This window comes from Changpingibacter yushuensis, from assembly GCF_014041995.1.
In the GTDB taxonomy this organism is placed as follows: domain Bacteria; phylum Actinomycetota; class Actinomycetes; order Actinomycetales; family Actinomycetaceae; genus Changpingibacter; species Changpingibacter yushuensis.
On sequence record NZ_CP059492.1, the window covers coordinates 1,729,538 to 1,743,439 of the forward strand.

Below are 13,902 nucleotides of genomic sequence, written 5' to 3' on the forward strand. Positions count from 1 at the left end.
TAAAGTTGATTCCATGTACTCAGGCATCGCCTCGATGAAGCTGCGTTCCGCCCGCTGACGGCGGCGGGACCCCTTCTGATCTCTCGTCTGCCGTCCTGGCCATCTGTCGGGCGGCGATCTTGTGCTGCCCGGCTCCATGACGAGCTGAGAGTATGCAATGCCAATCACCCCAACCTTGCGTTCGTGTGTGTGGAACGGAACGCCTCACGGGCCTGCTGCACACATCCGCGCTGAATCAATCCACATCACCTTGGGGGACAAGAATGTCCTGAGCGGGGTGGACGTCACGGTCTCCGCCGGGTCCCGCCTGGCGATCGTCGGCGACAACGGCCGCGGCAAGACCACCTTGCTCCACGCCTTGGCGGGGATCCTGACACCCGACTCGGGATTAGTGACCCAGATGGGTTCCCTCGTCCTGGTCAAGCAGGACATGTCCACCGAGGGCAACCGGACCGTAGGCGACCTCATCGCCGAAGCGACTGCTCCCTCCAGGTCTGCGCTCGAGGCACTCGACGTGGCGAGCGCTGCACTCGCCGCAGGCGACGACGCGGCTGATACCTACTCTGCCGCCCTCGAGGCCGCCACGCTGCTGGATGCCTGGGATGCCGAAAGGCGCGTGGACATCGCACTGGCAGGCCTGGACGCCTGCAGCGACCGCGCTCGCGTTCTGTCGACCTTGTCGGTGGGCCAGCGCTACCGGGTTCGGCTGGCCGTCGCACTTGGATCTACCCCTGACCTGCTCCTGCTGGACGAGCCCACCAACCACCTGGACGCTGCAGGACTGTCCTTCCTCACTGAGCGCCTGCGTGGCCACCCCGGTGGTCTGGCTCTGGTCAGCCATGACCGCGCTCTGTTGCATGACGTGGCGACCACCTTCCTGGATCTCGACCCGACCCGCGATGGCGTGCCGCGAACCTACGCGGGCGGCTACCAAGGCTGGATCGAAGGCCGCCGACGAGAACGCCTCGCGTGGGAACAAGACCATGCCGCCAAGGTCGCGCAGCACGCAGAACTGACACGCGCTGCAGCCGAAGCACGATCGCGACTGTCCCAGGGCGGATGGAGGCCAGACAAGGGCACAGGCAAGCACCAACGCGCCACACGCGCTGCGGGAGTGGTCCAGGCCTTCAACCGACGCGTCGAAGACCTGGAACGACATGAGATCGACGTGCCGGCACCACCACTGCGTCTGGCGTGGCCCGCCTCGTCGACCCGTGCCGGACAGAGCATCGTGAACGCCACCCAACTCACCGTGAAGGACCGGTTGGACACACCGGTCTCGGTGGACGTGAACGGCGGGGACCGGTTGGTGGTCACCGGACCGAACGGGGCGGGCAAGTCAACCTTGCTGGCAGTTCTCGCACGGCGGCTGGCCCCCACCACGGGAGGCGTGCGAGTGAATCCGAAAGCCCGCATCGCTCTGCTGTCCCAAGAGGTGCCCGACTGGGATCATTCCAGCTCCGCCCACGCGGCGTACGAAGCGTACCTGGCGAAGCTGGGCCGCGGATCCCCGGCTCCAGCTCTGGACTCGCTCGGGTTGCTCGAGGCCTCTGCAACCGGCACGCCCGTGGGGCGTCTATCGCAAGGGCAGCAACGCCGTCTTCATTTAGCCATGTGCTTGGCCCAGGCCCCAGACCTGCTGCTCTTGGACGAACCCACCAATCATTTGTCCTCGAGCCTCGTCGACGACATCACTACCGAGCTCCTGCAGGCCACCTGCGCAGTGATCGTCGCCACGCATGACCGGCAGATGCTCCATGACCTGGCCGACTGGCCTCACCTGAACCTTGACCCGAAGGACATGCCATGAACCCGCTTCACCCCTTGACTATTCGCACGTACCGCCGGCTGTTCGCAGCGATGGTGCTGACCATCTTCGCCCAGGGCGCCTGGGCCCTCTACCTGGCCATGCAAACCCTCGACCTGGGTGCCACGCCCGCCGCACTGTCGGGTGTCGTGGCCTGGAGCGGCATCGGTCTTCTCGTCGGGTCCCTCCCCGCCGGCGTCCTCGCCGACCGAATCCCCAACAAGTCCGTCATCGTGGGCGTGCTTACCCTGAATTTCACGATCGCGACCGCAACGTCCACCGCCGCAATCCTCGACACAGTCACTTTCTGGATGCTCGCGGCCTCTGCCTTCATCATCGGAGCTTCAACCGCCTTCTTCTTCCCCGCCTACACCGCGCTGGTGCCCGTGCTGGTGGACAGCGATGACCTGATGGCCGTCAACGGACTGGAAGGTGCTACCCGCCCCTTGGTCGGACAGGCTCTTGCACCCGCCGCCGTCGGAGCAATCATCGGTGCCAGCGTGCCCGCCGCGGGCGGGTACCTCATCGCAGCAACACTCGGACTGGCCCTGCTCACCGCCCTGCAGCTCCCCGCCCCCACCCCCGCCGAGACCGAGGCCGACGCTTCGGCCGCCTCGCCGATCACCGACCTGGTCGACGGGTTCCGCTATGTCGCTCGCACGCGCTGGGTCCGCTCCAGCGTCCTGTTCGCGGCCGTCATGGGACTGGCCGTAACGGGACCACTCGAAGTTCTCCTGCCTGCTCTCATGCGCTCCTCGCACGACAACGGACCGGCCTTGTACGGGGCTATCCTGGCTGCCCTCGGCGCCGGCGGGCTGATTGGTTCCCTCCTGGCGGGATCGTGGCGCACACCGGAACGCTTCCTGCCCGCCATGGTCGGCGTCTGGGCGCTTGGCTGCCTGCCGCTGTCCATCCCCGCGCTCACCAACAACCCGTGGGCCATCGGCGCAGGCCTCGCCATCTACGGAGGCCTGATCGGGATCGGGATGGTCATCTGGGGCACCGTGCTCCAAGAGCACGTCCCTCTGGAGATGCTCGGCCGGGTCGCCAGCCTCGACTTCTTCATCTCCATCGCCTTCATGCCCCTGTCCATCGCCCTCACCGGCATCCTCAGCCGCCACATTGACACCCACACCCTGTTCATCACCTCCGGCCTCGTGCCTCTTGCGACAGCGGCTCTCCTCGCGGCGCTGGGCCAGCTCCGAATGCCGAGGAAGACGCTTGGCGAGGCAGGGAAGGCCTGATGCGAGTCCACAACTCCCCACCCCAAGCGAGTCTCTCCGGGGTCGTTTCCACGCGCACAACGAGCACAGTCCCCACACGGATCTGTGGGAACCAGCCACCCCTTCCCACGACTGACCAATCTCCCCGGCCAGTACAGCCCACGCACCCGAAGGAGCTGGTTATGTCCTCGACACTGTCTCGCGCGTTCTCGGGTTGAAGCGCCCTGAGTTTGTTGGAGGCTCCTGACCTTGGAAACGAGGATGGAGTCATGCCGAAGGAACTGGCGAATGGGAAGCCGACGACGCGTCGCTACTCGAGCGAGGAGAAGGCCGCTGCGGTGCGGATGGTGAGGACGCTGCGCGCTGAGCTCGGCGTCACGCAGGGGACGGTGCAGCGGGTCGCGACGCAGCTGGGTTACGGGGTCGAGTCCGTGCGGATGTGGGTCAAGCAGGCCGACATCGACGACGGCGTCACCCCGGGCGTGAGCAGCGCCGAAGCGCAGCGGGTGCGGGAGCTTGAGCAGGAGAACCGGGAGCTTCGCCGCGCCAACGAGGTGCTCAAGCGTGCGGCGTCTTTCTTCGGGGCGGAGCTCGACCGCCACTACCGGAAGTAGTCGCGTTCATCGACGCGAACAAGGACGACCTGGTCGACGGTCGCCGGCTCGGAGTCGAGCTCATCTGCAGACTGCTGCAGGTGGCTCCGAGCAGCTACTACGCCGCGAAGACCCGCGCCCCCTCGGCTCGCGCGCTGCGGGACGAGGAGCTGATCCCGCGGCTGGTCGAGCTGTGGGAGATGAACTACCGCGTCTACGGGGTCCGCAAGCTGTGGAAGGCGGCCCGACGAGCGAGGATCGTGATCGGTCGGGATCAGACCGCCCGGCTGATGCGGGTCGCGGGGATCGAGGGCGCCCGACGGTCGAAGCGGGTGAAGACCACCCGCCCGGATCCGGCGTCGGCGCGGCACCCGGACCTCGTCAAGCGCGAGTTCACCGCGACCGCACCAAACCGGCTCTGGGTGACGGACCTGACGTTCGTGCCCACCTGGGCCGGCGTCGCTTACGTGTGCTTCATCGTCGACGCGTTCAGCAGGATGATTGTGGGCTGGCGGGTCGCGTCCCACATGCGCACCGAGATGGTCCTCGACGCGATCGAGATGGCCCGCTGGTCCCGCGGACGCCACCACGCCGATCTGCGCTGTCACAGCGACGCGGGCTCTCAGGGCGGATTCAACCGGTCGTCGCAACACCTTGACCTCGGAGGTGTTCAGGGATGGCAACGGCGGTCTGGAGCAGGAAGACCAGCGAGATGCCCGAGGGGCTTCGCCGACAGTGGCGTGCCGATCGAGCTCTCAGGCCCGCGATGTGCTCGCCCGGTCGTCCGGAACCCTCGCGAGCGGTGCAGCGGGAGTTTTGGCGGCTGATCGCTACGGGCATCACCTCAGCCGAGGCGGCGCTGATGGTGGGCGTGTCTGTGCCGGTCGGGAGCCGCTGGTTTCGCCACGCTGGCGGCATGCCACCGATCTCGCTGGCCGAGCCCAGCGGCCGTTACCTGACCTTCGCAGAACGCGAGGAGATCGCGCTGCTCAAGGTCCAGGGCAAGGGCGTGCGTGAGATCGCCCGCACTCTGGGGCGTGACCCCGCAACGATCTCTCGAGAGCTGCGCCGCAACGCCGCCACTCGTGGCGGCAAGCAGGACTACCGCGCGGTCGTCGCCCAGTGGAAGGCCCAGCATGCCGCCAAGCGGCCCCAGACCGCGAAGCTTGTCGAGAACCCGCGGCTGCGCCAGTACGTCCAGGAGCGGCTTGCCGGGCACGTGCGTCGCCCTGACGGCACGATCGTCACAGGACCGAGGTCGCAGCCCTGGAAGGGGCTGAACAAGCCCCGTCGGGCTGACCGGCGGTGGTCGACGGCGTGGAGCCCGGAGCAGATCTCCCACCGGCTGAAGATCGACTTCCCCGATGATGAGTCCATGCGCATCAGCCACGAGGCGATCTACCAGTCGCTGTTCATCGAGGGCCGCGGCGCGCTCAAACGCGAGCTGGTGACGTGTCTGCGCACCGGGCGGGCCCTGCGCCGGCCGCGAGAGCGGTCACGGAACAAGCCTCAGGGGCATGTCACCGCCGACGTGGTGCTCTCCGAGCGGCCCGCTGCGGCCGCTGATCGCGCAGTTCCCGGGAACTGGGAAGGCGACCTGATCATCGGCACCGGCAGGTCTGCGATCGGCACCCTCGTCGAGCGTTCCAGCCGCTCCACGATCCTGGTGCACCTGCCCCGCCTGGAGGGCTGGGGCGAGCAGCCCGCGGTGAAGAACGGGCCCGCGCTCGGCGGCTACGGCGCTCTTGCGATGAACGCCGCACTGACCGCGTCGCTCACTACGCTGCCCATCCAGCTGCGCCAGACTCTCACCTGGGATCGCGGCAAGGAGCTCTCCGGGCACGCGCAGCTCACCCTGGAGACCGGTACGAGAGTGTTCTTTGCCGACCCGCACTCGCCTTGGCAACGACCGACGAACGAGAACACGAACGGGCTGCTGCGGCAGTACTTCCCCAAAGGCACCGACCTGTCGCGGTGGTCGGCCCAGGACCTCGAAGCGGTCGCTCTCGCTCTCAACAACCGACCTCGGAAGGTCCTCGGCTGGCGCACCCCGGCGGAGGTGTTCGCCGAGCAGCTATGCTCGCTTCAACAGCCCGGTGTTGCGTCGACCGGTTGAACTCGCCCAGTTCACGTCGATTCGCTACGGTGAACGCCTCGCGGAGATCGGCGCGACACCCTCGATCGGAACCGTCGGCGATTCGTATGACAACGCCCTGGCCGAGACGGTGAACGGCTATTACAAGACCGAACTCGTCCGCGGACCTGCCCGCCAACGACCGTGGAAGACCGTCGAGGACCTCGAGCTCGCGACGCTCGGGTGGGTGCACTGGCACAATGCGCAACGTCTCCATGGCTACCTCGGCGACGTCCCGCCCGTCGAGTTCGAGAACGCGTTCTATGCTGTCCAAGCCGACCGCAATCTGCTGGTCGGAACCAAATAGCGCGAGTCTCCATCAGACCCAGGGCGCTTCAGACACCTACGCCGACGCCCGAATGGGCTTGGACCAGCTCGCCGAACTCCTGGTCGACCTCGACGAGCCCTACAACAAGTGCGAACCAGCCGAACGACGCATCCTCAACCGCGCCCTGTTCACCCACATCACCATCGACGACGAAGAGAACGCCACCTACACCCCCGAGCAGACCACCGCCAGCGTCCTCGCCCACACCAGCATCGATGCCCCGACCGAAGTCACCGCAGAAACAAAACTGCCCCGCACTCAGGCGGGGCAGGTTTCGATTTGCTCAACTTACGTGGGCCCAAAGGGACTCGAACCCCTGACATCCACGGTGTAAACGTGGCGCTCTAGCCAACTGAGCTATAGGCCCAATCACCCGAAGGCGTTGGATTGTTGCCGCGATTCCAAAGCGGCAACTAGAAGATGTTAGCAGGTCTGTTGGAGTAATCCGAATCGGGTTACTCCAACAGACCCGCAAGCTTAGGGACTATATGGATTAGCAGCCAGATCAGCGGCGAGGGCCCTGGGCAGTCAGGCGAACGCCTTGCCATCCCTCGTTTACCGCCACACTTGTGGTTGCCATGAGGCCAGCTGTTTCAGCGGCTTCCTCAATGACGTCCGTTGTGACGTGGCCATCTTTACGCGGCCCGGGCACCAGAATCCAGCACAGCGCGGCATCAGACTCGAGGTTTGCTTTCATATCAAGCAGCAAGTCTGCTAGATCGTCGGCGTCACCATCCTCGTCGCGCCACCATCCGATGGCACCATCCGCGATATCGGGGTAATCCTCATCCACCAGCTCTTGGCCCGTGGACTTCGCGATCTCTTCCCTCAACGTGGAATCGACGTCGTCGTCGTAGCCGTATTCTTGAACAACACTTCCTTCAGCGAAACCGAACGATCTCATAGGTATAAGCCCACAACATTCGGCGGTATTTCGCAAGTTCGCCCCGCCATTCGGTCCGAAGATGTGAGAATGAAAGAGGTTGATCGCGCAAATCCAGATCAACCTTCATCACAAGACCAGATCAATCGTCAACCCTCCGGCCACAGCGAAGTGCGGCACGCCATGAAACACGAACTTAAGTCCTAGACGTCACCGCACCTAGTTTTGGCGTAATTTAGAACACAGCAACGACGCGTAATTCACACCATAGGCCGCAACAACCGGCTCCAAACGCCGTGACCATGGAGATAGACTGAACCGCATCCGGGACTTTCGTCCATCAGACACGGCCCCGACGCATGACACCGGCTTCGAAACGAGGAAGATTCAGTGAGCTCACAATCGGAACTGTCACCGCTCATCAACGGTCAGCTTGGCCTAGTGCCCGACATCGACCCCGAGGAGACCCAAGAATGGGTTGACTCACTTGACGATCTCATCGAGACAAGCGGTGGCCCGCGCGCCCGCTACATTCTGATGAGTATGGAACGCCAGGCGCGCCGCAAGCGCATCTACGTTCCTACAAACCTTGTGACCCCTTACATCAACACGATTCCCGTTGAGGATGAACCGTACTACCCGGGCGACGAAGCCCTCGAACGCACGTTCCGCCGGTGGGTCCGTTGGAATGCAGCCGTTATGGTCACTCGTGCGCAGCGCCCCGGGATCGGGGTCGGAGGCCACATTTCCTCGTTTGCCGCACAAGCAACCCTGTACGAAGTTGGCCTGAACCACTTCTTCCGCGGCAAGGACCACCCCAGCGGCGGCGATCAAGTGTACTTCCAGGGGCATTCAGCACCCGGCAACTATGCTCGTGCCTACCTTGAGGGCCGCCTGAGCGAAGCCGACATGGATTCCTTCCGCCAGCAGGCGTCACGCCAGTCTGGCGGCCGTGGCCTTCCTTCCTATCCGCACCCCCATCAGATGCCAGACTTCTGGGAGTTCCCCACCGTTTCGCTCGGCCTTGGACCTTCGGGCGCCATCTATCAGGCATGGTACAACCGTTACCTCAACGATCGCGGTCTAAAGGACACGTCCGACCAGCACGTTTGGGCCTTTATGGGCGACGGCGAAATGGACGAGGCCGAATCGCGTGGCCTACTCCAGCAGGCTGCATCGCAGAACCTCGACAATTTGACCTTCGTGGTGAACTGCAACCTCCAGCGCCTCGACGGCCCGGTGCGCGGCAATGGCAAGATCATTCAGGAGCTGGAAGCCTTCTTCAAGGGTGCCGGCTGGAACGTCATTAAGGTCATCTGGGGCCGTGAATGGGATCCGCTTCTCGAAGCTGACAAGGACCGTGCGCTCATCAACCTGATGAATACCACGCTCGACGGCGATTACCAGGGCTACAAGGCCAACGACGGCGCGTTCGTTCGCGATGAGTTCTTCGGCCGTGATCCCCGCACCAAGGCAATGGTTGCCAACTGGACCGACGAGCAGATTTGGTCCCTCAAGCGCGGTGGCCACGATTACCGCAAGGTCTACGCCGCTTACAAGGCAGCACTTGAGCATAAGGGCCAGCCAACAGTCATTTTGGCTCATACCGTCAAGGGCTACCTCTTGGGCCGCAACTTCGCGGGCAAGAACTCCACTCACCAGATGAAGAAGCTGAACTCGGCAGATCTCAAGCTCCTGCGCGATACGCTCCAGCTTGATATTCCAGATTCACAGCTGGAGGATCCGTATAGCGCTCCTTACTTCAAGCCAGATGCAAGCGAGCCCGCGTTGCAGTACGCAATCGAAAAGCGCCAGCAGCTGGGCGGCTTCTTGCCCGAGCGCCGCGTTCATGCGGGCGGGGTGGCTATGCCTGCGGACAAGCACTTCGATATGTTGAAGTCGGGTTCCGGCAAGCAGAAGGTCGCCACCACTATGGCGCTCGTCCGCTTGATCAAGGACATGGTCAAGGACAAGGACTTCGGTTACCGCATAGTCCCGATCATCCCTGACGAAGCGCGCACGTTCGGTCTGGACGCGATGTTCCCAACTGCCAAGATCTTCAACACTCTTGGCCAGCACTACACCGCAGTTGATCACGACATGCTGCTCTCCTACAAGGAATCGACTTCAGGTCAGCTCATGCACACGGGCATTTCCGAAGCCGGTTCCACCGCCGCCTTCACGGCAGTGGCTACCTCGTATGCCACACACGAATTCCCGATGGTTCCGTTCTACATCTTCTACTCGATGTTCGGATTCCAGCGCACAGGCGATCAGTTCTGGCAGGCAGCTGACCAGATGGCTCGCGGATTCGTAATTGGCGCAACGGCCGGCCGCACCACATTGACAGGAGAAGGCCTCCAGCACTTGGACGGCCACTCCCCCGTTATCGCATCCACCAACCCGTCAACGGTGATCTATGATCCGGCGTACGCCTACGAGGTTTCCTACATCATCAAGGATGGCCTCACACGCATGTACGGAGACGGTTCTGATGGCCGCGATCAGAACGTCATGTACTACATCACGGTGTATAACGAGCCAATCCATCAGCCAGCGGAACCCGAGAACGTTGACGTCGACGGCATCATCAAGGGCATCTACCAGCTGGATGCCCCGCAGGGAGACGGCCAGCGCGTCCAGCTCCTCGCTTCTGGTGTTGGCCTACCGTGGGCTCACGAAGCCCGTCGCATGCTTGCTGAGGACTGGGGCGTTCAGGCCGGTGTTTGGTCCGTCACCTCGTGGTACGAACTTCGCCGTGACGCCCTTGCCGTGGACAAGCACAACTTCCTCCATCCAGAAGAAGACGCTCAGGTGCCTTACCTGACCGCCAAGCTTCAGGGAGCTGAAGGTCCATTCATCGCCACTTCCGATTTTGAGCATCAGGTTCAGGATTCGATCCGTCAGTGGATCCCGGGTGATTATTACACCTTGGGTGCCGACGGCTTCGGGTTCTCAGATACCCGCCCGGCCGCTCGCAGGGAGTTCAAGATCGATGCCGCCTCCATGGTTGTTCGGGCTCTTCAGGCTCTAGCAGATCAGGGCAAGGTTGACCGTTCCGTGGTCAAGCAGGCGATCGACAAGTACGACCTCTTCAACGTAAACGCCGCAGCATCTGTGGCCGAAGAGATCTGATTTGGCTGATTAGTCAAGGAGCGGCAGTGCCTTAAGGGTGCTGCCGCTCCTTTTTTCCCGACGACGACGTCCTGACCGTTCAGCTAGCTTTCTGGCCGTCCGCTGGAAGTGATCTCGGTGTAATTTGACGGTGCCTTCTGGCAAGGTTGGATCTGATGTGAGGAGGTATGCGTGACAATTGTCCATTTGGCTTGGGACTTCTTGCGGCACCGGAAGGGCGCGCTTGCTGCGATTCTTGGATTTCAGCTGGTGCAGATCCTGCTCAACTTGTGGTTGCCGTCGCTCAACGCGAGGATCATCGACGTCGGTATTGCCAACCAAGATCTCCCCTACATCTACCGCACCGGCATCGAGATGCTGGTAGCAACTCTGGTGCAGATCATGTGTGCAATGGGTGCGATTTACTTCGGCTCACGCACAGCCATGCAGCTCGGACGCCATCTGCGAAAGCAGGTATTTCGGCACGTTCAGGGTTTCTCCGCAACTGATCAACACGAGTTTGGCGCTCCAACACTGGTCACTCGTACTACAAACGATGTCACACAGGTGCAGATGGTAGTGCTGCTAACCTTCACTGTGATCGTCACGTCACCCATTATGGGAGTGGGTGGCATCGTCATGGCTATTCGGCAGGATCCACCACTTTCTCTTTTGCTTCTCATAGTGGTCCCAGTTCTGGGTCTCATTATCCTGCTAGTGATGCGCGCCCTTACACCACGCTATTCCGTACAGCAGAAACGAATCGATCGAATCTCGACCCTACTTCGCGAACAACTCACTGGGGCCCGGGTTATCCGTGCATTCAGGCGTCAAGGGAGGGAGCAAGATCGTTTCGCGGGCGCGAACTCCGATCTGCGTTCCATTTGGCTTCAGATCGGCATGCTCTGGGCGTTTCTCATGCCCGCCACCAACGTTGTAGTGGGGGCATCCAGCGCCGCGGTTGTATGGGTGGGAGGCCATCGCATAGCCGAAGGTGCCATGATGGTCGGATCCCTCGCAGCGTTCATCTCATATCTCATGATGATCCTGACGGCCGTCATGATGACAGGAATGATGGCGATGCTGTTCCCCCGTGGGGACGTATCGGCAACCCGTATCAATCAGATTCTAGATACGAAGCCATCGATCTCCACTCCGCCCAATCCACGGACTCTTCCCGCTGGTGCGCTCACGTTCGAGCTCGCATCGGTCAGCCTCACCTATCCTGGAGCCGAGGTTCCCGTCCTTGAGGGGATCAGCATGCGGCTTGACCCCGGCACAACCACTGCGATCATTGGGTCCACAGGATCTGGCAAATCCTCCTTGCTGCGGCTCTTTCCGCGCCTTATCGAAGCAAGCGCTGGAAGAGTTCTGGCAGGCGGTATTGACGTACGCGAACTCGATCTCACTGAACTGCGTGCTCGCATCGCTATCATTCCGCAACAAGCTTTCCTGTTTTCAGGAACAGTGGCCTCCAATGTTGCAGGACGCCTCCGTGTCACTGACCAGATCGACCGCTCGCGCGTGGAACGCGCCCTGCGTGCCGCCCAGGCGTGGGACTTCGTCAACAGCCTTGACAACGGGATGGACACTCAGGTTGAGTCCGGGGGTAAAAACCTCTCCGGCGGCCAACGCCAGCGCCTGACAATCGCTCGCGCTCTGTACCGCTGCCTTCCAGATGCATCTGGGCATCGCACCGCTGACCTGCTGATCTTCGACGATTCCTTCTCCGCCCTGGACTTTGCCACCGACGCCGCTCTGCGCCTCGGGCTACGTGAAGCAGTGGGTGATGTGGCGATCCTGATTGTGGCGCAACGCGTTGCCACGATTCGGCAATCCGATGCCATCCTCGTTCTTGAGGCTGGCCAGACCGCCGGGATAGGCACGCATGAACAGCTCATGGCTTCGTGCAGCACATATCAAGAGATCGTTTCCTCCCAACTATCTGCAGAGGAGGCCGCATAATGCCACCACATTCCGGAGGCGGTGGAGCCGAACCCTACTCCAAGTCCCGTGACCTGTCTGGGTCGATCCGGCGGCTCCTCGTACTCATTGCGCCAGCCCGCCTGCAGATCGCAGCAATCCTGATCATGTCCCTTGTTGGCACAGCTGGCACCGTTGCTGCACCGAAGCTGCTGGGCGATGCAACCAATATAGTGGTCGATGCTGTTAGCGCCCATCAGGCTGTCGACTTCGAAAGGCTGGGCCGCCTTCTGCTCATCGTGGTCGGCTGTTACGCGATAGCCGGGATTCTTCAGTTCAGCGCCGGTGCGATCATACGCATTGTTGTTCAGAACTTGGGGTACAAGCTTCGCGCGGATGCCCACCACAAGATCAACCGTCTACCTTTGTCGTATCTAGACAAACAGCAGCGCGGCGACCTCCTTTCCCGAGTCACAAATGACATCGACAACGTCACACAGACTCTCATGCAAACCTTCAGCCAGCTCATCAACGCGATCTATCAGCTCATTGGAATCCTCGCCATGATGCTCTGGATCTCGTGGAGTCTCGCCCTCTTATCAGCGACAGTGCTGCCGCTAGGTGTGGTGGCTACACTGGCGATCTTGCGCCGATCCCGGCCGCAGTTCCGTGCGCAGTGGAAGATGACGGGCGAGGTGTCTGCCATTGTCGAAGAATCGTTCACTGGCCTCGACGTCGTCTCCGCATACAACCTTCAGGACCAGTTCGAAGACGTCTTTGAAGAGGCCAACACCAAGCTCTTCAATGCGGGCTTCCGTGGCCAAGTCCTCTCCCAGATGTCTCAGCCCGTCATGACCTTCGTGACCAACTTATCCTTCGTGGTGGTCTCCGTTGCAGGTGCGCTTCAGGTGATCCACGGAAGTCTGACTATTGGCGGTATTCAGGCATTCATTCAGTATTCGCGGCAACTAGGTAACCCCATCCAGACCGTGGCCTCAATGGCCAACCTCATTCAGTCGGGCGCGGCATCGGGCGAACGCGTGTTTGACTTCCTTGACACCCCGGAAATGGATGAGGATGCCACTGCCGTCTACGAAGATGTGGTTGCCGCAGATGAACGCAAGGGAAACATCGAGTTCCGCAACGTCAGGTTCAGCTACGACCCCGGCAAACCGGTGATCAATGATCTCTCACTTCACGTGCACCGCGGCCAGTCAATCGCGATTGTGGGGCCAACCGGTGCCGGGAAAACAACCCTCGTCAACTTGCTCATGCGATTCTACGAAATCGACAGCGGACAGATTCTGCTCGACGGCGTCTCCACCGCCAGCATCTCAAAGGACTCATTGCGTGCACGCATGGGAATGGTTCTCCAAGACACCTGGCTGTTTGAAGGAACAATCGAAGAGAACATCGCTTTTGGCCAAGAAGACGCCACACATGCCGACGTCGTCGAAGCGGCACGTATCACTGGGATCGACCGGATGATCCGGCAACTACCTCGTGGGTACGCCACACCTGTGGACGATGAAGGTGGCAACATCTCGGCAGGAGAAAAGCAACTGCTCACAATCGCGCGAGCATACCTTGCGGATCCGGATATCTTGATCTTGGATGAGGCGACCTCATCAGTGGACACGCGCACAGAGATGCTCGTGCAGCGTGCCATGAACAAACTGCGCAGCGGGCGTACGTCTTTCATCATCGCCCATCGGCTTTCCACGATTCGTGACGCGGACCTCATCATCGTCATGGAACATGGAGACGTGGTTGAGACGGGCAAGCACGATGGGCTCATCGCGGCTGGTGGCGCCTATGCCAGGCTCTACCAATCCCAGTTTGCTGGGACAAAGACCGAGGAATAGACCCGCGCCCATACGCCACACGCCAAGCTCGG

The 13,902-nt window shown here is 61.8% G+C and carries 8 protein-coding genes, 1 tRNA gene, 2 pseudogenes and 1 other annotated feature; of the genes and pseudogenes, 8 read left to right on the plus strand and 3 right to left on the minus strand.

Annotation, left to right across the window (positions count from 1 at the left end; translation table 11 throughout):
- The first annotated feature begins 277 nt into the window (after positions 1-277).
- The 5 genes and pseudogenes from H2O17_RS07545 to H2O17_RS07565 all read left to right on the plus strand — a co-directional run.
- Positions 278-1,810, plus strand: a complete 1,533-nt coding sequence (locus tag H2O17_RS07545) for an ATP-binding cassette domain-containing protein (RefSeq protein ID WP_220456734.1) — start codon at positions 278-280, stop codon at positions 1,808-1,810.
- Entirely contained in the window at positions 1,807-3,051 is a 1,245-nt protein-coding gene (locus H2O17_RS07550) for an MFS transporter (RefSeq protein WP_182049136.1), read from the plus strand. Before H2O17_RS07545 ends, H2O17_RS07550 begins: the two co-directional genes overlap by 4 nt.
- Positions 3,052-3,299: 248 nt before the next feature.
- Positions 3,300-4,249, plus strand: a pseudogene (locus H2O17_RS07555) (IS3 family transposase); the annotation flags it as partial.
- Positions 3,599-3,733 (plus strand) — a sequence feature (AL1L pseudoknot). Its footprint overlaps the pseudogene before it by 135 nt.
- Before the next feature lie 86 nt (positions 4,250-4,335).
- Entirely contained in the window at positions 4,336-5,739 is a 1,404-nt protein-coding gene (locus tag H2O17_RS07560) for an IS30 family transposase (RefSeq protein ID WP_425486310.1), read from the plus strand.
- 4 nt (positions 5,740-5,743) lie between these two features.
- A pseudogene (locus H2O17_RS07565) lies at positions 5,744-6,064 on the plus strand (integrase core domain-containing protein); the annotation flags it as partial.
- A 28-nt stretch (positions 6,065-6,092) separates the two neighbouring features.
- Here the strand turns inward: H2O17_RS07565 and H2O17_RS07570 are convergent.
- The 3 genes from H2O17_RS07570 to H2O17_RS07580 all read right to left on the minus strand — a co-directional run bounded on the left by H2O17_RS07570 (position 6,093) and on the right by H2O17_RS07580 (position 6,989).
- Positions 6,093-6,290 carry a hypothetical protein gene (locus H2O17_RS07570; RefSeq protein WP_220456735.1) on the minus strand — a complete coding sequence of 66 codons (198 nt, stop codon included), beginning with the start codon at positions 6,288-6,290 and terminating at the stop codon, positions 6,093-6,095.
- Positions 6,291-6,378: 88 nt separating this feature from the next.
- Positions 6,379-6,452: transfer RNA gene (locus H2O17_RS07575), tRNA-Val, on the minus strand.
- A gap of 138 nt (positions 6,453-6,590) precedes the next feature.
- Positions 6,591-6,989 (minus strand): DUF3052 family protein, encoded by a 399-nt coding sequence (locus H2O17_RS07580; protein ID WP_182049137.1) that lies wholly within the window; start codon positions 6,987-6,989, stop codon positions 6,591-6,593.
- A 369-nt stretch (positions 6,990-7,358) separates the two neighbouring features.
- On the opposite strand from H2O17_RS07580, the gene aceE reads away from it, so the two are divergent.
- From aceE to H2O17_RS07595, 3 genes are all read left to right on the plus strand, one after another.
- Positions 7,359-10,103 carry a pyruvate dehydrogenase (acetyl-transferring), homodimeric type gene (aceE, locus tag H2O17_RS07585; RefSeq protein ID WP_182049138.1) on the plus strand — a complete coding sequence of 915 codons (2,745 nt, stop codon included), beginning with the start codon at positions 7,359-7,361 and terminating at the stop codon, positions 10,101-10,103.
- A 171-nt stretch (positions 10,104-10,274) separates the two neighbouring features.
- A complete protein-coding gene (locus H2O17_RS07590; protein WP_182049139.1) occupies positions 10,275-12,047 on the plus strand; it encodes an ABC transporter ATP-binding protein in 1,773 nt (590 codons plus the stop codon).
- Positions 12,047-13,870: an ABC transporter ATP-binding protein gene (locus H2O17_RS07595; RefSeq protein ID WP_182049140.1), complete on the plus strand. Its 1,824-nt coding sequence runs from the start codon at positions 12,047-12,049 to the stop codon at positions 13,868-13,870. Before H2O17_RS07590 ends, H2O17_RS07595 begins: the two co-directional genes overlap by 1 nt.
- Positions 13,871-13,902 lie beyond the last annotated feature (32 nt).